The organism is Caballeronia telluris, from assembly GCF_001544495.1.
Classification (GTDB): domain Bacteria; phylum Pseudomonadota; class Gammaproteobacteria; order Burkholderiales; family Burkholderiaceae; genus Caballeronia; species Caballeronia telluris.
This window is the reverse complement of the sequence record NZ_FCNZ02000030.1, coordinates 30984-51495: the sequence shown is the minus strand read 5'-3', so window position 1 is coordinate 51495 and position 20512 is coordinate 30984. Positions and strand designations below refer to the sequence as shown.

Annotated in this window: 24 protein-coding genes; 15 read left to right on the top strand and 9 right to left on the bottom strand. The window is 60.6% G+C overall.

Going from position 1 to position 20512, the window contains the following annotated elements:
• From AWB66_RS27375 to AWB66_RS27335, 10 genes are all read left to right on the top strand, one after another.
• Positions 1-1192 (top strand): recombination directionality factor (locus AWB66_RS27375; protein ID WP_235021253.1); only part of this gene is annotated, 1192 nt, incomplete at its 5' end.
• Between the two features lie 188 nt (positions 1193-1380).
• Positions 1381-1863 (top strand): NADAR family protein, encoded by a 483-nt coding sequence (locus AWB66_RS27370; RefSeq protein WP_087633217.1) that lies wholly within the window; start codon positions 1381-1383, stop codon positions 1861-1863.
• A gap of 82 nt (positions 1864-1945) precedes the next feature.
• On the top strand, positions 1946-3370 hold the full coding sequence (locus AWB66_RS27365; RefSeq protein WP_087633215.1) for a metallophosphoesterase family protein: 1425 nt from the start codon (positions 1946-1948) through the stop codon (positions 3368-3370).
• A 227-nt stretch (positions 3371-3597) separates the two neighbouring features.
• Positions 3598-4146 carry a hypothetical protein gene (locus AWB66_RS27360; RefSeq protein WP_087633214.1) on the top strand — a complete coding sequence of 183 codons (549 nt, stop codon included), beginning with the start codon at positions 3598-3600 and terminating at the stop codon, positions 4144-4146.
• Positions 4134-6455, top strand: a complete 2322-nt coding sequence (locus AWB66_RS27355) for a sbcc family protein (RefSeq protein ID WP_087633213.1) — start codon at positions 4134-4136, stop codon at positions 6453-6455. Before AWB66_RS27360 ends, AWB66_RS27355 begins: the two co-directional genes overlap by 13 nt.
• Positions 6456-6761: 306 nt before the next feature.
• Positions 6762-7148, top strand: a complete 387-nt coding sequence (locus tag AWB66_RS27350; protein ID WP_087633212.1) for a hypothetical protein — start codon at positions 6762-6764, stop codon at positions 7146-7148.
• 179 nt (positions 7149-7327) lie between these two features.
• Complete coding sequence (locus AWB66_RS27345; protein WP_087633211.1) at positions 7328-7879, top strand: phospholipase D family nuclease; 552 nt, start codon at positions 7328-7330, stop codon at positions 7877-7879.
• 127 nt (positions 7880-8006) lie between these two features.
• Positions 8007-8180: a hypothetical protein gene (locus tag AWB66_RS33805; protein ID WP_159462955.1), complete on the top strand. Its 174-nt coding sequence runs from the start codon at positions 8007-8009 to the stop codon at positions 8178-8180.
• Positions 8167-8580, top strand: coding sequence for a hypothetical protein (locus AWB66_RS27340; protein ID WP_200819076.1), 414 nt, complete (start codon positions 8167-8169; stop codon positions 8578-8580). The genes AWB66_RS33805 and AWB66_RS27340 overlap by 14 nt, the downstream gene beginning before the upstream one ends.
• 77 nt (positions 8581-8657) lie before the next feature.
• On the top strand, positions 8658-10463 hold the full coding sequence (locus tag AWB66_RS27335; RefSeq protein WP_087633210.1) for a phosphoadenosine phosphosulfate reductase domain-containing protein: 1806 nt from the start codon (positions 8658-8660) through the stop codon (positions 10461-10463).
• Positions 10464-10494: 31 nt separating this feature from the next.
• Here AWB66_RS27335 and AWB66_RS27330 read toward each other — a convergent pair whose 3' ends face one another.
• A complete protein-coding gene (locus tag AWB66_RS27330; protein ID WP_087633209.1) occupies positions 10495-10752 on the bottom strand; it encodes a hypothetical protein in 258 nt (85 codons plus the stop codon).
• A gap of 213 nt (positions 10753-10965) precedes the next feature.
• On the opposite strand from AWB66_RS27330, the gene AWB66_RS33140 reads away from it, so the two are divergent.
• The 4 genes from AWB66_RS33140 (at position 10966) to ligD (ending at position 13693) form a co-directional block, all read left to right on the top strand.
• On the top strand, positions 10966-11280 hold the full coding sequence (locus AWB66_RS33140; RefSeq protein ID WP_125469795.1) for a hypothetical protein: 315 nt from the start codon (positions 10966-10968) through the stop codon (positions 11278-11280).
• On the top strand, positions 11277-11477 hold the full coding sequence (locus tag AWB66_RS33135; RefSeq protein ID WP_125469794.1) for a hypothetical protein: 201 nt from the start codon (positions 11277-11279) through the stop codon (positions 11475-11477). Before AWB66_RS33140 ends, AWB66_RS33135 begins: the two co-directional genes overlap by 4 nt.
• Positions 11478-11543: 66 nt before the next feature.
• Positions 11544-11747, top strand: a complete 204-nt coding sequence (locus AWB66_RS33130) for a hypothetical protein (RefSeq protein WP_097191143.1) — start codon at positions 11544-11546, stop codon at positions 11745-11747.
• Between the two features lie 44 nt (positions 11748-11791).
• Positions 11792-13693, top strand: a complete 1902-nt coding sequence (gene ligD, locus AWB66_RS27320) for a DNA ligase D (RefSeq protein ID WP_087633207.1) — start codon at positions 11792-11794, stop codon at positions 13691-13693.
• A gap of 56 nt (positions 13694-13749) precedes the next feature.
• On the opposite strand, the gene AWB66_RS27315 is transcribed toward ligD, so the two are convergent.
• A complete protein-coding gene (locus AWB66_RS27315; protein WP_087633206.1) occupies positions 13750-14040 on the bottom strand; it encodes a cyclic-phosphate processing receiver domain-containing protein in 291 nt (96 codons plus the stop codon).
• 18 nt (positions 14041-14058) lie between these two features.
• Positions 14059-15213 (bottom strand): PD-(D/E)XK nuclease family protein, encoded by a 1155-nt coding sequence (locus AWB66_RS27310; RefSeq protein WP_087633205.1) that lies wholly within the window; start codon positions 15211-15213, stop codon positions 14059-14061.
• A gap of 561 nt (positions 15214-15774) precedes the next feature.
• Here AWB66_RS27310 and AWB66_RS27305 point away from each other — a divergent pair.
• Positions 15775-16260, top strand: coding sequence for a hypothetical protein (locus AWB66_RS27305; protein ID WP_087633204.1), 486 nt, complete (start codon positions 15775-15777; stop codon positions 16258-16260).
• Positions 16261-16294: 34 nt separating this feature from the next.
• On the opposite strand, the gene AWB66_RS27300 is transcribed toward AWB66_RS27305, so the two are convergent.
• From AWB66_RS27300 to ku, 6 genes are read right to left on the bottom strand one after another with little or no spacing between them, the layout of a single operon-like run.
• The gene (locus AWB66_RS27300) at positions 16295-16804 is read right to left on the bottom strand and encodes a hypothetical protein (protein WP_087633203.1); all 510 of its coding nucleotides are present in this window, start codon (positions 16802-16804) and stop codon (positions 16295-16297) included.
• A 3-nt stretch (positions 16805-16807) separates the two neighbouring features.
• Positions 16808-17128 carry a DUF4148 domain-containing protein gene (locus AWB66_RS27295; RefSeq protein ID WP_087633202.1) on the bottom strand — a complete coding sequence of 107 codons (321 nt, stop codon included), beginning with the start codon at positions 17126-17128 and terminating at the stop codon, positions 16808-16810.
• Between the two features lie 6 nt (positions 17129-17134).
• Positions 17135-17344 (bottom strand): YjzC family protein, encoded by a 210-nt coding sequence (locus AWB66_RS27290; protein WP_087633201.1) that lies wholly within the window; start codon positions 17342-17344, stop codon positions 17135-17137.
• A 56-nt stretch (positions 17345-17400) separates the two neighbouring features.
• The gene (locus AWB66_RS27285) at positions 17401-18708 is read right to left on the bottom strand and encodes a cation:proton antiporter domain-containing protein (protein ID WP_235021251.1); all 1308 of its coding nucleotides are present in this window, start codon (positions 18706-18708) and stop codon (positions 17401-17403) included.
• Positions 18709-18720: 12 nt separating this feature from the next.
• Entirely contained in the window at positions 18721-19542 is an 822-nt protein-coding gene (locus tag AWB66_RS27280; RefSeq protein WP_087633199.1) for a tetratricopeptide repeat protein, read from the bottom strand.
• A 1-nt stretch (position 19543) separates the two neighbouring features.
• Complete coding sequence (ku, locus tag AWB66_RS27275) at positions 19544-20488, bottom strand: non-homologous end joining protein Ku (protein ID WP_087633198.1); 945 nt, start codon at positions 20486-20488, stop codon at positions 19544-19546.
• Between the last annotated feature and the right edge of the window lie 24 nt (positions 20489-20512).

Here is a 20512-nt window from a genome sequence, read left to right as displayed (position 1 = left end):
TAACCCGCAAAGCTGGTCCAACGGGTGGGTCAGAATTCAATGCAAATCGTGGGTCAGGATTCCGTGCAAATCAACAGCGCTGATTCCCAGAAACGTCGATTACTTCGTCTGTAGACGGTCCGACTTCTCCAATCCGGACACAGCCGACGAAATCCTGCGGCTGTATGGCGAGGATCGCGGGCAAGGGTTGCGGCTCTACCGTTTCCCGATCATGTTCGCGTTCGACGACTGGCTGCGCAATGTGCCAAATCAGATGGCCGCGTACACGACAACCGGGCGACAGTACTTCTCGGAGTACGACCGCGACGGCAAGCGCTACTGCAAGACGTACGCGCCGGTTGAACGCAATGCACGCGCACAGCGGGCGCGGCGCTCCTTCGGTGGACGACTGGTCGTTCACCGGCAAGACGACGACATTCCCGATGGCGTCTGCGATCCTCACGTCTGTCCGCAGTACCAGGACCGCAAGTGCAACCTGACGGCGAACTTCGTGTTCGCTGTTCCGGACGTGAAGGGACTCGGTCTGATCGAGCTGCCGACCAACTCGATCTACGTGCTGCAGAAGGCGTATTCGGCGATGCAGACGGTGGCGTTGGCACGCGGCCGGCTCACCGGCACTCGCTTCTGGCTCTCGAAGAAGGAGTTCGACATCACACGCATCGACGATAGCGGCCAAGCCGTGCGTCAGAAGCAGATGTTGACGGTGCTCGATGCCGACATTGACCTGGGCGCGCTGCTGGATGGCGCGGACGAAGCTCAACCGGCGCTCGATGCTGCCAGCCGCGCAGTCGCGCTGCTGGAGTCGGACGGGACGGTACAGTCAATCGGCGATCCGCTTCATCAGCCCGAGCAGCGGCAGTCGGAGGACGAACGGGCAGGCGATGGCTCATCATCGGTCGTTCACAACGAAGATAACCGCGTTGGCAGCAGCGACGACGACTTGCCCGATCCCAACGAGACGCTGGAGGACAAGCGTCACCGCATGTCGGACCTGCTGCATCGTCTGGGCCTGAGTCAGCCGGAGCGACAGAACGGCTTTCGCAAATACGCGCACCAGACGTACGGTCGCGGCTGGATCGAACGGATCGCTGATGTCGATGCGATGAACGCGCGCCTTAAAACCGCGCTCGACGATCCCGCTGCGCTTGACGTCGAGATTCAGGACGCGATTGCGCAAGCTGCTTACGTCTAACCTTGGCCAGTCCCCCGTGGGGGGGCTGGCGTCCTTTCTTTCGAGACTGGCACCTTCTTCCTCACTCGCGCATGAGAGCATTTCAGCAAGAACCGCTTGCTCAAATGTTTTCGACCGCGCTGTACCTGCGCATCGAATTCCGTCCGCTTCGGCGGCCCCATCTACTTGTTCACGCGAAGGAGCTTCCGATGCGTAAAGTCGGCAACTTCACGCTGTTCTTCGGCGCGGAGGATGCTTTTAGCAACTGGCATCCTTGCCGCTTTTCCTATCACGACGTCGATTTCCGCTCGGTAGAACAGTTCATGATGTTCTCGAAAGCCAAGCTGTTCGGCGACGAGGACATTGCTGAAGCTGTGCTAGCCACCCATCTGCCGAAGGAACAAAAAGCACTCGGCCGCAAGGTCAGGGGCTTCGACCTCGACACGTGGAAAGCAAAGCGCGAGTCGATCGTCTACGTCGGATGCCGCGAGAAGTTCGCACAGCATCCAGGCCTACGCACGCTGTTGCTCGCGACCGCACCGACGGAGCTTGTCGAAGCCAGTCCCTACGATGTGATCTGGGGCGTGGGCTTAAGCGAGCACCATCCTGACATCACGGACAAATCGAAGTGGCGTGGCCAGAACCTCCTGGGCCAAGCACTGATGAAAGTCCGCGACACGCTTAGTTCCTAACCTTTTATCGAGCGCGCGATACGGCCGCATCGACACTCACTGGCTACCTTCGGGTGGCCTTTTTCATTTTTAGGAGGCGACTTTGAAAATCGCACATTTTTCTGATTTGCACTACGCGCCGGGAACCCTCGAAGAGTCGGACCGCTGCTTTGGCTTTGCCATCGACCACGCCGTTCTCGCGCACGCCGATGTTGCGGTGATCTCGGGCGACGCGACGGACCATCGTCTCGACGCACATGCGCCTTCATTAAACCGCCTTGCACGGCGCATCAATGGGCTGAGCGGCAGTATGCCGGTCTTGATGCTGCAGGGTACGTTTTCACATGAGCCGCCGGGCACGCTGCGCAATTTTGAACTGATGGCAACGACGCATCAGATCTATGTGGCCGAACGGGTCCAGCAGGTGAGCCTTCACGAGGGGCGGTTTTACGCCTCAAGCGGCCCGGTGTACTCCGACGAGGAGCTACGCGAGGTGCTCGCGATCGGCGCCGATGTCGTGTTCACCTGCTTGCCCACGGTCAACAAGGGGCAACTCGCGGCCGCGGTCGGTGCCAAGGAAGCCGGGACGGGTCTTGAAGCCGTGCTGGGTGACTATCTGGCTGCTGCCGGGCGCGTCAACCAGCAGCTTCGCGCCGCAGGCATCCGTACTGTCGGGGTCTCCCACGGCACGGTCAACGGCTGCGCGACCGAGCACGGCGTGACGATGGCGGGGTTCGACCACGAGTTTTCGCTTGGCAGTCTGTTCGAGGCTGAATGCGATGCTTTCATGCTTGGACACATCCACAAGGCGCAGCAGTGGGAGCGAGCGGGCCGCGTCGTGGCCTATCCCGGTTCCATCGGGCGATTCCACTACGGTGAGGAAGGCGACAAGGGCTTTCTGATGTGGAATGTTGATGTTGGAAGGGCCCAAGCTGATCTGGTCGTTACGCCTTCTCGACAGACGATCTGCATCGACTTTGACGGACCGCCCGACCTGCAGCGCCTGACGGCAATCGCGCTCGATGCGACCGACAAGTTCGTCCGAGTTCGTTGGCAGGTCGACGAGGAGCACAAACAGTCAGTGGACCGCGACGCGATCGCGGCGCTGTTCGGCAACGCGGCAGAGCTGAAGGTCGAAGCTCGCATTCTTCCCGTTGTCCGCTCACGCGCCCAAGGCATCAGCCTCGAAACGTCGATTGATCGGAAGCTCGAGCGCTGGTGCGAGCACACGGACGTCGATCCGGCGCCGTTGCTGGAGCGGCTGCAGTTGCTTGAAACCGGGGACGCAGAAGCGATCGCCGCTGGCGTTTTGGCTCGACTAACCGAAGCAGACTTGGCGCAACCGTGCGCAGATGATTCGCTGCCTGCGTTGTCGACCATCGCGGAGCCTGCGCTGAAGACTTTTCACGAGGCGCATGACGACGCTGGGGAAGCGGCATTGCCAATGCCCGATGCGACGGTTGAAATCGTCGAGTCGGCCTCAGCAAGTCAGCTTTCATGGCTTAACGATGATTTGTTCGCGGCGTAGATAGCCGCGCATGCGGGGGAGGCCAGTACGGCTCCTTTGCCTGAACACGCAAGCCGTGTTCCGATAGCCGACTGTCATCGTCGCTATCGAAACAGAGGTTTCACCGCGTCTTTGACGCATCGATTCGTAGTGGCAGGACCTTTCTCTGGCAGTTCATTTTTTTCTTCACCCTGGCGGGGAGCGATCCCTGCCGGGGCCGCACTCCGCTCACCGTAACGGAGTGCATCATGTTTGGTCTTTATCCCGCTGGCCCGAACTGGGTCCGCACTTTTGCGTTGGGCGACTGCTCATCGCGTAATCTTCAAAAGTCGTTAGTCGATTTGGCTGGCTTTACCGCTGCCATTCAGCACCAGCCGTTCGGCCAGTACCGCGGCGCAGTGCTGGCGCAGTTCGGTCAGACGCTGTTGCTGCTCGCCACAACGCCTGGCGCGTGCGAGGTTGCAGTGACGCCGACCGTTGAAATGCAGCACCTTCTATGGTCGTATAAGGAAGGCTATGCAAGCCAGTGGTCTGCTGCCGAGATCCATAGCCTCACCGGGCATAGCGGTTGGTCCGAGCTTCTGACGAACGCGCGTCGCGAGTTGGGCAGAGTCTGTGACAACGTGGCGGCCGCACTAGACGGAACGCTTCAAGCGCCAAAAGCAGCGGTGCGCGCCGTGCCGTCGATCGTCATGAACGAGCCGTTTCCCAACGAGGACGACGACGCGTTCTACTCGAAGATGGCTGCGATGTCCGCGTCGATGAGCGTGTCGGAGGATCTGTCATGCGGCCTCTGAAACTGACACTGGAAGGCTTCGTTGGCGTGCGCGATGGCATGAAGCGCGAGAGCTTGACGCTCGATCTGGAAGCGTTGCCAGATGGCCTAATCGCCTTGACCGGCCCTAACGGGGCGGGCAAGACCACGATCATGGACAACTTACATCCGTATCCGATCATGCCGTCGCGTGCCTCGAAGCTGTCGGTCGACGCCTTTTCGTACTGGGATCACATCTGTGGCACCAGTGCGCTGAAGGAACTCGAATGGGAGCACGACGGCATCCGCTATCGCTCGTCCTTCACGTTTCGTAAGCCCGGCAAGACAGGCAAGGCGGAGTACTACCTCGCCTACCGCGGCGCCGACGGTACGTGGCGCCCGGTATCGCTGCCTGACGGAACGGTGTCGGACGGCAAGGCGGAGTCGTATAACCGCTGTGTCGAGGCGATCAACGGTTCGTTGGAAACGTTCTTCACAAGTGTCTTCTCGGCTCAGAACCGGCGTCCGCTCGCGACCTACGGTGCGGGCGAAATCAAGACGCTGCTGGCCGAACTCCTTGGCATCGACCACCTGAAGGCATTGTCGGCGAAAGCCGGTGACGTCGCGAAGGTGCTCGGCAAGTCGCTCGAAGGCATCCAGTCAGAGCTTGGTGCGCTCGCCGGAAAGCGGCAACGCAAAGCGGACGCTGAGCAGTCGATCGTCGCGCAGGGCAACACCTTGCGTGCCGCTCGGGAGCAACGCGATGCCGCGCTTGAGCAGGCGAGCAAGCTGACTCAGGAGCGGGCAACGCTTGCGGCGAAGCAGAGTGAATCGGCCACGACCGAGGCGCGCCTGCGAGAGCTGGGCGTGCGCCGCGACGAGTTGGCCCGTGCCGTGAAAAGCGCGGCCGACGACGAGCAAGCAGCAGCGGTTCGCTGCCAGCAACGCGTCGCCGTGCTGAGTCGGACGGTGGCCACGCACCAAGCAACGCTGGCTCGCCGTGAAGCGATCCTGGGTGCGGCAGCGAAGCGCGAGGAGGCCGAGTTGGCGATTGCGCGTGAGGAAGCGAGGTTTGCTCCTCTGCAGCGCGACATTGCCGATTTGGAGGTCAAACGCGCGACGTTGACCACACTCGATGCGACGCTTACCGGTTTGATGAGCCAGGGCACGACGAAAGCCGCCCACTTCGACACGTTGAGCAAGCAGGCAGCGGTGGTGGATCAGGTGCCGTGCGTCGGTCATTCGATGCACGCGCAATGTCCGCTCCTCACTCAAGCATTGCAGGCGAAAGCACAAGTGGAGGTGCAGCGGGTGTCGGTCGCCAATCTTCGCGCGGAGTATCGCGAGAAGAAAGCGCAAGCCGATGCCTTGGCTCTCGTGCCGGCCGAGTTGGCAGCAAAGCGTGTCGAGATGCTCGCCATCACGGATGCGGCCGCGCAACTTCGCCGTGCCTTGCAGGCGGCGGCAGAGCTTGCTGCCACTAAGCCATTGCTGGATGCCGCCGTATCGGGACTGGAGGGGGCGCAAGCCGAACTGCGCTCGATCACTGAGGAAAGTACGGCACGAACCGCGAAGTACCAGTCTGAGAAGACGCGTACGGAAGCGGAGCTTGTCCGCATTACCGAGGAGGTCGGGCGACTGGCCGCCGTCGATGTGACCGCCGCGATTGCGAAGCTGGACCGTGACATCGCAGCGAACCGGGAGACCGTCGCGGCACTTGATGGCCGGATCGAGCAATCGATCCGCTCGCAGAGTGTCTTGCAGGCCGAAGCGGAAGCGCTGGCGTTGGAGTTGGAAAAGTTTTCGGCGACGCAGTCGCGTGCCGATCGCCTCTCCGACGAGATCGCGCGGTGGAAGCTGCTCGCTAAGGGCCTGGGCAACGACGGCGTGATCGCGCTGACCATCGATGACGCAGGCCCGGCGCTCACGCATACCGTCAACGAGCTACTGCTGGCTTGTTATGGCATGCGCTTCACGGTGGAGATCCGAACGCAGCGCACGCTCGCGAGCGGTGAACTGCGGGAGGGCTTCGAGATCCTCGTTCACGACGCCGAGTCCGACAGCAGCAAGTCGGTCTCCGTTATGTCCGGCGGTCAGAAGGTCTGGATCAACGAGTGCCTCACGCGTGGCATCGCCCTTTATCTCGCGCAGAACACCGGTCAGCCTTATCAGACCTTGTTCAGCGACGAGTCAGACGGCCCGCTCGATCCGGAGCGCAAAGTTCAGTTCATGCGAATGAAGCGTGAGGTTTTGCGCCAAGGCGGGTATCAGCGAGAGTTTTTCATCTCGCAGACGCCCGAGCTTGTCGCGGAAGCCGACGCGGTCATCGACGTACAGGCGCTTGCCGCCTGAATTTTTCATCAACCCTTGTGGGGAGTTGCCCCGCAAGGGGCGCTTCCCGTTTCCCTCCTTTCTCGCGCCCTACGGCGCTATTTCAAATGGCAAACCTTTTGATGCTGCTGCTTGCGGCAGCCGGTAGTCCGTCTCACTCGAACGCGGTGCCTCACCAGCCACCAGCGCAGCAAGCCGCACCGGCTACTGCTCAATCGCAGCCGCCGCGCCCGCCGTACCTGCGTCGCGCATCCGCGTTCGAAAACGGCCGTCTGCGTCGCATCTGACACCGGCTATCTGTCTTTCACTTCTTGACTGGAGCCTTCCATGGCCTATTCCTGCACTGATTTCGTCGACGACGTACTTAACGACATGGTGATCCGAAGCTGGATCAAGCCCGACCAGTATGGGCCTGACGACCCGCAAGCTCAGTGCGATGCGGTGTTGGGCGCGATCGGCGATGCGGATGTATCGCTTCACCTCGCCGCAGACGCCAAGCAATTTCATGCAGAGCTGCTGGATTCCGTCGAAACGCTGACCGGCATCGCCGAACAGCACGGCGCGCTCGCCCTCGCGAATGTCGTCTATCTCCAGACCGCCATCTTGAAGGGCGGTGTGATCGAGCTCACGCACGATGAAGCGGAAAACTTCTCCTTCGTCAGAGACCTGCCTTCGGGCGGTCGCTGGTGGCAGAGCGTCAAGCTGATCGAGTAAGCGGCACAAATCGCCCTCTAACTTTTTTCTTAACCCTGTGGGCAAGCGGCCCGCTGTGGTCGCTCCGCGTTCCTTTTGTAGAGTGTTGTTATGCCTGATTTCACAACTCTCTTGTACCTAGCCCCGCGTTCCGAAAGGACGCGGGGCTTTGCGAGTAAACCTTTCCTTGGAGTGTTTCTATGAAGTTTCGTATTGCCGTGATTTCCGCGGCGCTGATCGGTGCGCTTTCTTTCTCGGCTACCGCGCCTGCGGTGGCTGCCGATGATGTGCAGGTTGCTTTCTCGCCGAATGGGGGTGCCGAAGCGTTGGTCCTGAAAACGATTAACAGCGCGCGGTCCTCGATACGCGTCCTTGCGTACTCGTTCACTGCGGCGCCGGTAGTTAAGGCGTTGCTGGCCGCAAAGCATCGCGGCGTAGATGTCGCGGTGACCGTGGACTACAAGAACAACATTGAACAGGACCGCAGCGGCAAAGCGGCCGCGGCACTGAACGCGTTGTCGTATGCGGGCGTGCCGGTGCGCGTTGTACGCGTCTTTCCCATTCAGCATTCCAAGCTGATCGTGATCGATCAGGCGACTGTTGAGACCGGTTCCTATAACTACAGCCAAGCGGCTGCTCGGGTGAATTCAGAGAATGTCCTGGTGATCTCAAACCGTCCGGACATCGCGCGAGCATACCTGGCCAACTGGTCGGAAGTGACGGCGCTCGGTGAAGCCTACCGCGCACCGTGACGTTCGAATCGTAAATACCTCGATGTTCACGTGGCGCAATTTGGCCGCGTGCTGATGTTCTTTTCTCAACCCTTGCGGGCAAGCGGCCCGCTGGGGTCGCTCCGCGTTCTTTTTGTGGAGTGTTGTTATGTTTGAAGCAGCGAAGCTGGGCGCATCGCCGGAGCAGTTCACCAACCTCGAAGCGGCGATTGGCTACATCGCCGGCACGGCGACGCACGCGGGTGAAGTCCGCCCTTGGGTCCGCAACGTCGATACGAAAGTGTTCTTGATCATCGGTCATGGGTGGCATGGCCTCGCTTGACTACTCGCTGAAGTGGTTGGAACGACTTCGCGGGATGCCCTGCCGGATGCTGATCGCCGTTCAGAATGGTATGCAGGTCGATGACCTTGCGTCGCTTTTGTCCCCTGCGGTTGGCATCTTCATCGGCGGCTCAACGGAGTGGAAAGAGCAGACCGCGCACGTGTGGGGCTCGCTCGCGCGGCGCCGTCACTGCTATCTGCACGTTGGTCGCGTCAATTCCGCGCGGCGCATACGCATCTGTGCGGCGGCCGGCGCTGATAGCTTCGACGGTACCAGCGTGAGCCGGTATGCGAAGACGCTTCCGCGGCTGGATCGTGCAACGCGGCAAGCCGACATGTTCGCCGCAGCGCACGATGGCCTCGAAGAGGCCCAACGCGCGACGGCCGACCTCTTGGTTTGATCTAACCATTGACCCTTTGAACCCTTTCGGGAGCGCATCCCGAAAGGGCCGCTCCTACTTTTCTGGAGCGAAAAAAAATGGAACAGGAAGTTCTCTCGAAGATGGAAGCTGCAATCAGCGTGATGCAGCGATACACCGAACTTGGGCATAGCCTGAGCTGCGCCTATTCGGGCGGCAAGGACAGCACATGTACCCTGGTGTTAATGCTTGTGGCGATTCGCCGTGCCGGCGGCACGGCGATCACCCACCATGTTCAGTCGGCCGACACGACAATCGAGAATCCTACGATCGCAAACTTCCTGCACTCAGTGCTGGACGAGCTGCAGTTGTATATCGAAGCGTCGGCGTTGCCTGTACAGGTTCACGTGACGACACCGTCGTTGGCAAGCCAGTTCGTCGTCTCAACGATGGGTCGCGGTACGTTGGCACGCACGCCCGAGAATGGCGTTCGCGACGGTAGACGTACCCGTCCGTGCGCCGATGAATGGAAGGTACGGCCGGGAGGTCGGCTTCGAACACTGCTTGAACGACGAGCGGCGGATGACGGTGCTCGCGAAGTCATTACGGTGCTCGGGCTGCGCAGGGACGAAAGTACCTCGCGTGCGGTCGCGATGGCTGAGAGACGCGATAGCGCCGATCAAGCGGTTACAAGCAGGACCGGAGCGCTTACGATCTCTCCCCTCAGCGACTGGACGTCCGATGATGTTTGGACGATGCTCGCGCTGCTGGCCGATGCTCGGGACCTGACCTTTCCGTCGCCATTGGCACCCGCCACGATCCATCGCCTGTCCGATATCTACCGGGCAGGAAACGGAGGAACGTGCGGTGTCGTGGTGGGCGATGCTGGTGCCCGCGCCGCGTGCGGATCGAGGTTCGGCTGCGCAATTTGTCTTGTCTCTGGCGACCGTGACAAGTCGCTCGAGGCGATGATCGAAGATGAGCAATACGGACATCTTCGTCCGCTCAACGACTATCGGAACTATCTGCTCGCAATCCAGTGGGACATGTCGCGCCGGGAGTTGGTAGGGCGTTCGCTGAGCGATGCGGGATACACGCGCATCCAGGCCGACACCTATAGCTACGCGACGCGCATCGATTTGCTGCGCAAGCTGCTGAGTATCGACGCCGCCGAGCGAGATCGTGCAGAAGCGCACTCTGGCGCACTGACTACCGGTTCGATTCCCGACACTGAAGAGAACCGGGTGCTGTGCGAGCCGCAGTTCGAGTTCGTGACACCGCAGCAGTTGGTGGCCATCGACTTTTTCCTATCCATGCATCACTACGCGCCGCATGCGTTTCCTGCGCTTGCGGTCTGGCACGACGTAAATGTGTTGGGGCGTCGCTATCCGATCCCGACGCTCGAATCCCTGCCGAAGAAGGAAATCGTGCTGCACGGTTGGTATCCGGTGGGTCAGTACGACAAGGAAGCTCCGGTGACAGGGTTGCGCTCGTTCGATGCCGAGCAGTGGAATCCGTACCGGCATCCCGGTCGGCCCGGGCGATACGCGAGGACGACAGGCGGTGAGCAGACGGTGTATTTCGAGGAGACGTCGCAGTTCGACGTCGATGCGGAAGCAGCGTGTTTGTTCGTCACCTGCACGTACGACACGGCATTCATGCTGGACACGCAGCATCGCGACGCGATCGATTCAGCGCATTTCTGGCTGAACGAGGGCATCGTGAAGTTGCCGACCGGCATGGCCCAGCGGTATCAGGACATGGCGAAACGCGGGCAGTACTTCTCACGACTCGCTCAGCGTCTGAACCTGACGCCGGCCGAGCTAGATGCGCATCTGATCGCGAACGCCATTGGCGGCGATGCACACGACGCGCTGTTGGGATTCGACCCGACGCAGTTAAGCCTTTTTGCCGAAGCGGCCTAGCCGCCCATTGCTTTGTGAACACGTCCCGGGGTTAAAACCCCGGGACGTTTTTTTTTCCGAGATCGAAATCATCGAGATTCGGCGCTGGCAGCGTCTCCCCCGGGTTCACGCCCAGCAATTGCATGGCGTGCAGGATCGCCGCGGTCTCGCGGGAAAAATTCAGGGTGACTGGCTCGCTGTCGTCCAATAGGACCATCGCCCCGGAATGAACGCTGAGTGCGTGCAACGCCATATTTAACGCCCGGGCGATTTCGCCGTCGCGCGTCTTTTCGTTGAAGACGGGGTTCATAGGTTCCTCCGTGCAGCGAATCGCATCGTATGTCGAGCACGCGGCGTTCCGCTTTCGGCTTGCATTGGTCGGCCACCGCTCGGGCGCAATACTCCGGCTCAAAATAAGGTAAAAACGTAAAAGAATTGCGTGGAAGATTCGAATACGAGCGGTTTACCAACCAGCACGATAGTTGCTGAGGGGACGTAAATAGCGTTCGACCGCTTTGATAGTATGAAAGTGACCATTGTTTCCCACGAGAATCCTTCGCCGGGGTCGGCGGGCGAGATTCACCGGTTCCGTTTTGAAACGAGCGGCGGCAAAGGCTTGCACAAAACCCACTCAATCTCGCTGCGCACTGCCCGCGTGATCGTGGAAAGCAAGCCTCCCGACGATGCACTCACCCGGATGCTGCGGGCGATTGTTAGTGCTGCGAGCACCGACTACGACAATCTAATTGGAAAAACCTACACGGATGACAATGACGCTCCCAATGCCGGACAAGCCGCAGGCCGTAGACGATTCAGCGCCGAAGATCGAGTACGGTGACTGGACGATCGATTCTCGGCCTAAGCGAAGCGGCCAAACACTGGCACTCATGGTGCGAGGTTGAGCGCAAACCGACTGAAGACGAGGCCGACGGCCAAATCTTTCACTTTTCCGATATCGGCTATTTCGACACTGAGCGCGCGGCGCATGACCGCGCCATCGCATGGGCGAAGGCGTGGATAGAAGAGAACTTCTAGGAAGGGTTGCCTAGTACGGGCGAGGACTTTGCGCACGGATTGGGCGATACGCTTTGAAAACGCGCTATGACGATCAGTGATGGACCGGTGGACGAGGTGGGCGTCCGGCGCAACGAACATGAATGGCGCATTAAGGTTCTCGATGCCGACAGACGGGGAGGAGTCTTTGTGACGATCGTGGCTCAAAAGCAAGAGGCGCTGGACCTCGCCGCGCAGCTCTATCCGGTAGCGCAGATTCGCGTTATCGATGATGCTCCCGTCAGCATATGAAAAGACGCTCCTCGAGCGGAGGCGGGCGAACCGCTGATGAACCATTGCCGGAGACGATTGCTCCGCAACTAGCGACGCTCGCGCGGCGGCCGCCCGCGAGCGGCGACTGGCTCTACGAAATCAAGTTCGACGGTTATCGCCTGATGTGCCGAGTCGAGCAAGGCACAGCAAAGCTCATCACGCGCGGGGGACACGACTGGACAGAGAAGATGCGCACGCTGGCGACCGCTATCGACGGATTGCCGGTCGAAAATGCATGGCTTGACGGCGAGGTGGTGGTGCTCACCGAGAGCGGCGTTCCCGACTTCAACGCACTACAGAATGCGTCTGACCGCCGCAGTACGGCGCAACTGACCTTTTTCGCGTTCGACATCCCGTTCCTCAACGGACGCGATCTGCGGGAAGTGCCGCTCTCCCAGCGCAGAGAGCTACTCGGCGAGTTGGTCGCACAGACATCGAGCGAGCGCATTCGCTTTAGTGAGTCATTCACGGAGGACCCGCAATCGCTGCTCGCGTCCGCGTGCCGCATGCGGCTCGAGGGCATCATCGGCAAACGCGCCGATGCGCCGTACCGCTCGGGCCGCTCGACCGATTGGATAAAACTCAAGTGCTTACAACGCCAGGAGTTTGTCGTCGGCGGCTACACGAGACTAGCCGGCGCAAAGCGCGGGATGCGATCGTTGATGCTCGGCGTGCACGAGCGAGACGGCAGTCTGCGGTTTGCGGGTACCGTAAAAGCCGAATTGAAGCCGCGCCCGCTTGCCGACCTCGAAAAGAAGGCGGCAAAGCTCCTTCGCGACAATCCGCCTTTCTACAACCCGCCCCCGCGCGAGAAAGATCGCGACTTCTTGTGGCTGCAGCCCGAACTCGTCGTCGAAGCGTCATTCCTGGAATGGACGCCTGCTGGCGAGGTGCGCCATCCCGTTTTCCAAGGCATGCGAGAGGACAAACCCGCGACGGCCGTGACCGAAGAGACGGTTGTCGACGTTGACGAACCTGAGAGCCTGCCTCAAGCGAAGGGAACCACGCGAGTATCACCCGGCCGGGCAGGAACACTCGTCATCGCGGGCGTGAAAGTGTCCAACGCCGAGCGCGTCATTGACGACGTGACGCGCATGAAAAAGATCGACCTTGTTCGCTATTACGACGAGATCGCGGAGTTTGCGTTGCCGTACCTTAAGGATAGGCCGGTCTCGCTGGTGCGCGCGCCGGAAGGCATCCACGGCGAGCTATTCTTCCAGAAGCACGAGGAGCGTTCAAATATCCCCGGCATTACCCGGCTGCCGGTCGAACTGCATCCTCGCCACCCGCCGCTGCTGGTCGTCGATCGTCACGAAGCGCTCATCGGCCTTGCCCAGATGAACGTCGTCGAACTGCATAGCTGGAACGCCGTGCAGCCGGACCTCGAGCATCCTGACCGCTTCATCCTCGACCTGGACCCGGACCCCGACCTGTCGTGGCAGATGATGGTCGATGCCGCGACGCTATCGAAAGTGTTGCTCGACGAGATCGGACTGAAAAGCTTCATCAAGACGAGCGGGGGCAAGGGCTTTCACATCGTCGTGCCGCTCACGCGCCGGCAGCAGTGGGACGAGGTTAAAGACTTCTCGCACGCGGTCGCGCGCTACATGGCGCGGCTGATGCCCGAGCGATTCTCCGCCGTCCTCGGGCCCAAAAACAGGGTGAAGAAGATCTTCATCGACTATCTGCGCAACAGCAAAGGAGCGAGCACCGTCGCCGTTTTCTCGGCGCGCGCCCGATCAGGCATGGGCGTGTCGATGCCCATCGCGTGGGACGAACTAACGGACATCGGCCGCGCCGATCAGTGGACGATCAAAACGGCCGCACCTCGCATGCATTCGCTAGGGGCCGATCCTTGGGACGGCTTCCACCGCACGCGGCAAGGCATCACCGTGGCGATGCGAAGGGCTGTCGGCCTGCGCTGAACGCACGCGGTGTGCGCGGTAGCAGGGCTTGTCGCTCGGTCGCGCCGGTGTCCCGTCTACAGCGCCAATTTCTCGATCGAAACGATTCCGGCACGCATTTTTTGAGCAGCAGAGGCATTGGCCGAGTGAACGCTGATTTTCGGTGGGATGAACCCCCGAAGCGCAACCGCCTCCTCGATCCAGACGATCACGTCGTAACCCGTACCGCGTGCGTCGTCACCCAGGTCGTGGTCCAAACTGAGATCCGTCACTTCGCCGGACCCAAGCAGCCGTATCGCTTCGGCCGGCCAGTAGACCCGCACCCAGCCAGGCGGGGTTGGGCGCTCGTCATCTAGGAATACCTTCATGTGACTGAACCGCACCGGTTAGAGGCTCACGTTCGCTGCAACTCCCTCTACAATCGCGTCGAGGGGCGGTAACGGTGCGTCATCGACTCGTGCATACAGTTCGATAAATGACTGCCACGAGCGCAGCAACTCAACTGTCGCCGTAATGTCGACATAACCGTGCTCGTCGGTCACGGGAAAAGGCTTCTCGTTCTTCGCGACAGTCATTGTTTGGCCCACCCTAATGCGTCCAGGCTCTAAGACGAAAAGCCCTTGCTTCCTGGAATCAGCAACGCACCTCTTACTCCAGCGATGGCCGAAATGCTTCGTCCGATCGTCGTCCTTCACGTCGATCTTAATGCAGAGTTTATTCTCACGCGCGCTCATCTCGACTTGGAGGTACATCGCGCCGTCGTCTAGCCGAATGCGCTTGCCGAAGTACCCGTAGAAACCTCCGGCTTTGTTATTGACGTAGTCCCACTGACCGACGCCCAATTCGCTCTTCAAACGGGACACGAAGCCGATCCTCGCTCTCGCCCCCCAATTTTCTACCGGCTTGACAGCGTAACTTTGCACCTGGTCCTCGATTTGCCGCAGGCGAATGGCAAAGTCATCGAGGATCTGATTCGTCGCGCGCGCGTCCGTCCCGATTCTGCCTTCGAACAGTGCAAGCAAGTCGGAGCGATTGAATACTGCGTAGCCGTCCAGGTGGACGGGTGAATAGTCGCTTTGATCGCCGGACTGAATGTACACGAACAGAATGTGACTGACGGGCCGTCCAAGTTGGGTTTCAGCGTGTTCTCGATATCGGCCGAGTTGAGTTCGGCTTTGCTTAGTGCCGACCTTGTCTTCAATCACTATTGCAATGTCTTGATTTACCCAGGCCAGAATGTCAATTCTCCCTTCCTGCCGAAAGATATCGACCGTTTGAATGCACGGCGACGGCGGCGAAGCTGTGTGGCGAGCGAAGATCATGCCGACGAATGCTTGGCCGACGGCGTGCAGTTCAGGGCAAGTGCGTCGATATTTTTGATCGGCTGACTCTAGGAGCCAGCAAATGAAGGCGTCCTGCGATAATTCGGATGTGGCGTATCTGAAAAGATTTGGTCTCAATTGAGCGTCCCGTCTTTTTTTGTCTGGTTTCTGCGGCCGGACGCGCTCGCCGCGCGGCTGCCGCGCCCGACCACCGATCATACGCGACTAAGCGCGCGGCTCAGCCCTACGTTTAGTCGGTAGCGGAGCGGGATTCGTTTGTCCGGAAAGAGCGCTACTCATGCCTCTGTTCGACGCTTGGTAATCGCCGCTGGCCCCGTACACTTCTTTCTGTGGCGATGAAACGCAAGCACGAGTCGCACAATGGCAGTCACCGAGTATCCGGCCCAACCTTACGCCTATCCGGACAAGCGGTTGCCGCGCGTGCGTCTCGGGTTTCATCGCTCCGCTCCAAGAGATAAGTCGTTACTGGAAAGTTGTTGCTGTCCGGCGGTATAGAGACGTTGTAGGAAGTTGACGCAGTCGCAGTAGACGAAGCCCCGGCCCGATCATCGGTTGGGGCTTCGTCTTTTTTGCGTCTATTGCGCGTCCCCCAGCTCGTGTGGTTTGGGCGGGGGCTTGACCTTGTTGTGCTGGAACTCCGGCGTGTTTTTCAGCGCTTCCTTGGTGGCGCCCGCCAAGGCGCGTGACTTGCTCTTGATCCTAGCCAGTTCAATGCAACCGAGGCCGTCGGCCGCGTTCTCATGAGCGAAGGGAGGGGAGATGGGCGAAACACAACGAGACGGCATTGAAGTACAACCTGCCAGCCCGAAAGACGCCAACGAGCGGCGAGCGCTCCTGCTGCATTTCGGTGACGTGGTGGAATCGATCGGCTGCGTCTTGAAGTGCGCTGAGCGACACAGAACGATCGGCGAGGCGGCAGCCAATGAGGAATCCCTCGCCGGCTTTCCGTTACTGGGCCTCGTCACGCCGCATCTGACGCCGCATGACTACGCTGCGCGAGCAGCGACCGCTTTCTTCCTCTGGACCAAGGAGTTGCTTGAGCCGACGCTAAATCGCAAGCTCTTGGCGTACACGGTTCAACATGACCTATTCGCCGGCAATCAATCCGGGTGGGACGCGTACCTTGCGTTGCTGCGCGCGCAGGTGCCATGGTTCGGAGAGGGGCTCGGACCGGTCGCTGAAGCCGAAGATGGATCCCTGAGCACCGCAACATGGCCACCCCGAGAGATCGAGCAACGCAAGTAAGACTGATCCGGTGACCATTAGCGCGTGGGGCAAATCAGACTGAGGCGAAGACGACCCTGCCTTCCTTGTTTAGGCCCGCATCGTTCGGCTCAATGATCGAACATTCGAGCTCGGGATACGCAAGTCGGCGGTATAAGCTGGTCTCAAGCAGTTCGCGGCGAAACCGGCGATACAGAATTCGCCCGGCGAAGTAATAGTGCGGCTCACGCGGAGCTGGTGCCGTCGCTGGAACGGCTCCGTGAAATGTCGTGCGTGTGTCCGCCCCGAACGTCGTCCAAAGCTCGCTGCGCGCTGGCAGCAACGTGCCCGGCTCCACCGCGTCCGTGACGGCGTAACCCCACCCAGGTTTCGGCAGAGCGTGTCGTGCGCCGATGTACGTACGCTTGATTTCAAACGCGCTGCTGACGACCTCAAAGTCCCACTCGCATCGGTTCAGCAGGACAAACGTGATCTTTGCTGGCGAGCCCGGAATCACGCGGGCCTTGCTGATGCCGATTGCCAATTGCCGCGTGTTCCTCGTTGCGATCCAGTCTGCGTCGTTCACTGGTCACTGCGTCCGTGCTGCCAGGCATTCCGTCTGGAACCAGTAGTCGACGAGGCGCTGCGCGGCCTGCAGGTCCTCGGGATAGTAGGGGTCGTCCCAGAAGGGGGATGGGTCATATCCCGCTTTTCGCAACGCGGCTAACTCTGACTGGTGCTCGGCCATCGTTGGGCTTGCATTTGTCTTCAATGCAGTCAGGTCGTGGCACTCGCGGTCCGTGAGGTACCTGCCCGGGGGCGGCATCTCGCGGACGGCGCAACCGGCGAGCACAGATGCCGACGCAAAGGCGATCAGCCAGTGTTTTCCTCTTGCGCCCACGATCGCCATCCGCAGTTAGTCGCCGCTGCCGAGTTCGCTGTGCTTGTGCGAGTGCGTGGCCGCGTGGACGAGTTCATAGTGAGCGCCTTTGCCGCTTCGGGTCGGCGGAAAATGCTCGCCCTCGACGCACGTCACCTCAAACTCCGACTCGCCGTCGCCTTCCTTCACTACCTTGTAGATACCCGAGGTCTGCACCTTCTCGCCGGGCTTGTGCTGGTCTGCCATCTCATTCTCCGGAGGTCACTTTTGCCAACCGCCCAGCAAGTCTTGTTCCTGTCCGATTACCGTTTGCTCAGGTACCGGTCGAGCAGTATCGTCGCGCTGCTACCGTGTAGAAAGACGGAAAGGACAATCGCCGCAACGATGACGGGCAGCAGGTTGGCGACGGTCGCGCTGCCTGCCTTTTCCAACGAGAACAGCAGGTAATAAAAGGCACTGACGCCGCGTAAGCCGAGCCACCCTGAAAGCGCGCGCTGGTGCCGATCCATCGACGAGCCAACAAGCGAGAGGCTGCTGCCCAGCGGGCGCGCGACGAAGAACAGAAACAGGACCGGCCAGATAACGGACCAGTGGAGAAGCTCCTGCCAGTGCGCGGAGACGACGCTGCCGACGATGACCATCAAGCCGAGTTCGACGAAGCGCTCCATTTCGACCGAGAATCCCATCATGTTCTCAGCAATGTAGGCGTGAGCCAGTTCGGGGTCCTTGGCCGCCTCTTCTCGCTGGCCACGCTCAACCGATTCCAATACCTCGTTCGGCGGCTTTTCGCCAGTCGCCTTCATTTCCTGGCGGCGTAGCGCGACGCCTGCGATAAACACCGCGATGAAGGCGTAGCCATCGACAATGAGCGTCGCTCCATACGCCAACGCAACCAATCCGAGCGCCAGAAATCCTTCCAGACCGAGCGCATGGTCGTAGTGCGTTCGCAGCTTGGTCACGAGGACCACGATGCCTGTTCCCAACGCCCATCCGATGATTGCGGCGCTCGCCAGTCCCCATGCGATCGCAAGCGCAAACGTCCACGGATTGCTGCTTCCGAGCGTGTGAACACCGCAAAGCGCGAGCGCGATGTAGACCATCGGCGAGGCCGCACCGTCGTTGAGGCCACCCTCTGATGACAAGGCGAAGCGCAGGGGCTCATCATCGCCCGCTTCCTCGACGCGCAATTCGTTTGCAAGGACAGGATCGGTCGGCGCCAGCACAGATGCCAAAAGCAGAGCAGGTCCTGCGGCAAGCCCCAGTCCCCAGTACGCTGCAACGAACAACGCACCGATGGTGATCAGCATGGCCGGGCCGGCGAGGCGCAGCGTCAGACGCCAAAGCGGGTTCGAAAGGTCGATTCGCAGGTACATTCCGATCGCGAACAGCGACACAATCAGACCGGCCTCGGTGAGCGTGCGCAAAAGCGCGACATCACATTGGAGGTCGATGGTCAGCAACCCGGCGCACGCAGGGCCGAGCAAAAAGCCGACGACGAGATAAACCATCGCACCGGTCATCGGCAAGCGCTCGACAAACTTGCGGCCGATTGCCATGAGGATCATCAGGGCCCCGACGATCAGGAACCAGAGGGATTCGATGACCAACACTGCCTCCTTGCATTACGGCTTTTGCAGCTTGCGGAAACTGTTGAAATGACGGATCGCGCCTGCCTGCTCCCCGAGTTCCTCGTAGACTCGCGCGGCGTTGAAATGCGCGTCCGCGAAGTCGGGCGCGTGCTCCACGCAAAGCTCGTACGACCGCAGTGCTTCGCGGAAGCGCCCAGCATCTTCCAGCGCGACGCCGATGTTGAATAGCAATACGGGATCGTCCGGTTGATAGCGAAGGGCGTTGCGGTAGACCGCTATCGCATCGTCGAACCGTTCGGTGTCGACGAGGATGCCGCCAAGGTTCAACGACGCGTCGGTATAGTCGGGGGCGCGGGCAAGCGCCTGCCGATATGCAGATTCGGCCGCGTCAATGTCCTCGTCCTCTAGCGACCGGGCGCGGTGAAAGAGGTCGGTGGCGACTTCGCGAGCCTTGTTTGCAAGCGGCGCCTGCAGCGAAGCGATGTTTGGGGCGGCGGGTTTCACGTCAAAATCCAGCAACAGTTGACCGGTCTCGGCATCCCACTGGCGGCTCGCGTCGTCCCTCACCGCAACGCGGTCGCCGACGGCCGCAATGCGCACACCGGTGAGCGACCCTTTATGTCCCCAGCTGTTGCGCAGGTGATCGAGTGCGCGGACGATCTTCAAAGGCGACACGCCCGCGACGCGCAAGGCGTGCGCGGTCCTGAGCATGACAATGTCCTGGAAGGTAAAACGCCAGTCGCGCCGCTCGCCGCTTGGAGAGACGAAACCGGCCGCGACCAGCTTCTCTACGACGCTCCGAGAGACGCCCAGCATGCGCTGCACTTCTCGGAGGCTGTAGCCATGATCAGGCATGTCACCTCTTCGTGCCGGTCTTGCGTGCTGGTGCGGGTTGATCTTCGGCCGCACGTCGAACTGAGCGGCGTTTTGGGGCCGGCGCTTCCTCCGCCGGTTCTGGCGTGGGCGCGGCCGCTCGGGCTGTCTTTCGCGCCGGGCGGGGTGCCGCCGCCGGTTGTTCTGCGACGGGCTTTCTCTTCAAACTGGCGCGCAGTGCTTCAACGAGGTCGATCACTTGCGCCCCAGGCTGTTCGACGGCGGGCGCGGCGGTGATTTTGTTGCCCGCGATCTTTTTGTCGATCTCGGCCAGGATGCGTTCCTTCTCTTCATCCTTGTAGGCTGCCGCGTCGTAGCTATCTACGCGGTACTGCTCGATCAGTTGCTCGGCGAGCTGCAGTTCCGTGGGCTGGATGTCGGTTTCTTCGATGCCAATATCGGCTTGGGAGCGGACTTCGTCCGCGTAGAGCAAGGTTTGGAGGATCAAACCGTCGTTGCCGGCGCGCACCTGCACCATGTGCTGTTTGCCCTTCCAGGTCCAGCGGGCTACGGCGCAAGTGCCGCTGTCCTTCATGGCTTCCTGCAGTAGCCGGTACGGTTTGCCGCCGCGCTTGTCGGGGGCGAGGTAGTAGGGCTTGTCGAGGTAAATCGGGTCGATTGCCTCGGTTGGCACAAACGACACGATGTCGATCGTATGGCTCGCGCTCGCCTCGAGCGCCTCCAGTTCCGATTTCTCGAAAATCACGTACTTCTCTTTCTCAAACTCGTAGCCCTTGACCATGTCGGCGCGTTCGACGACTTTGCCGTCGTGCGGGCAGACGTACTGCTGTCGCAGCCGGGTGCCGCAGTCTTTGTGCATCAGGTTGAAGCCAACGCCGGACTTGCTTTCGGTCGCTGTATACACCTTCACCGGCACGGAAACGAGACCGAAACTGAGCGTCATCGACGCGATCGAACGGGCAGCCATAGGCACCTCTCGCAGGTATCTGGC

Coding starts and splice junctions, on each gene's coding strand:
- AWB66_RS27370 (WP_087633217.1), top strand. CDS start 1,381: ATGCGTAAAGTCGGCAACTTCACGCTGTTCTTCGGCGCGGAGGATGCT.
- AWB66_RS27360 (WP_087633214.1), top strand. CDS start 3,598: ATGTTTGGTCTTTATCCCGCTGGCCCGAACTGGGTCCGCACTTTTGCG.
- AWB66_RS27355 (WP_087633213.1), top strand. CDS start 4,134: ATGCGGCCTCTGAAACTGACACTGGAAGGCTTCGTTGGCGTGCGCGAT.
- AWB66_RS27350 (WP_087633212.1), top strand. CDS start 6,762: ATGGCCTATTCCTGCACTGATTTCGTCGACGACGTACTTAACGACATG.
- AWB66_RS27345 (WP_087633211.1), top strand. CDS start 7,328: ATGAAGTTTCGTATTGCCGTGATTTCCGCGGCGCTGATCGGTGCGCTT.
- AWB66_RS33805 (WP_159462955.1), top strand. CDS start 8,007: ATGTTTGAAGCAGCGAAGCTGGGCGCATCGCCGGAGCAGTTCACCAAC.
- AWB66_RS27340 (WP_200819076.1), top strand. CDS start 8,167: ATGGCCTCGCTTGACTACTCGCTGAAGTGGTTGGAACGACTTCGCGGG.
- AWB66_RS27335 (WP_087633210.1), top strand. CDS start 8,658: ATGGAACAGGAAGTTCTCTCGAAGATGGAAGCTGCAATCAGCGTGATG.
- AWB66_RS27330 (WP_087633209.1), bottom strand. CDS start 10,752: ATGAACCCCGTCTTCAACGAAAAGACGCGCGACGGCGAAATCGCCCGG.
- AWB66_RS33140 (WP_125469795.1), top strand. CDS start 10,966: ATGAAAGTGACCATTGTTTCCCACGAGAATCCTTCGCCGGGGTCGGCG.
- AWB66_RS33130 (WP_097191143.1), top strand. CDS start 11,544: ATGACGATCAGTGATGGACCGGTGGACGAGGTGGGCGTCCGGCGCAAC.
- AWB66_RS27315 (WP_087633206.1), bottom strand. CDS start 14,040: ATGAAGGTATTCCTAGATGACGAGCGCCCAACCCCGCCTGGCTGGGTG.
- AWB66_RS27310 (WP_087633205.1), bottom strand. CDS start 15,213: ATGATCGGTGGTCGGGCGCGGCAGCCGCGCGGCGAGCGCGTCCGGCCG.
- AWB66_RS27305 (WP_087633204.1), top strand. CDS start 15,775: ATGGGCGAAACACAACGAGACGGCATTGAAGTACAACCTGCCAGCCCG.
- AWB66_RS27295 (WP_087633202.1), bottom strand. CDS start 17,128: ATGGCGATCGTGGGCGCAAGAGGAAAACACTGGCTGATCGCCTTTGCG.
- AWB66_RS27290 (WP_087633201.1), bottom strand. CDS start 17,344: ATGGCAGACCAGCACAAGCCCGGCGAGAAGGTGCAGACCTCGGGTATC.
- AWB66_RS27280 (WP_087633199.1), bottom strand. CDS start 19,542: ATGCCTGATCATGGCTACAGCCTCCGAGAAGTGCAGCGCATGCTGGGC.
- ku (WP_087633198.1), bottom strand. CDS start 20,488: ATGGCTGCCCGTTCGATCGCGTCGATGACGCTCAGTTTCGGTCTCGTT.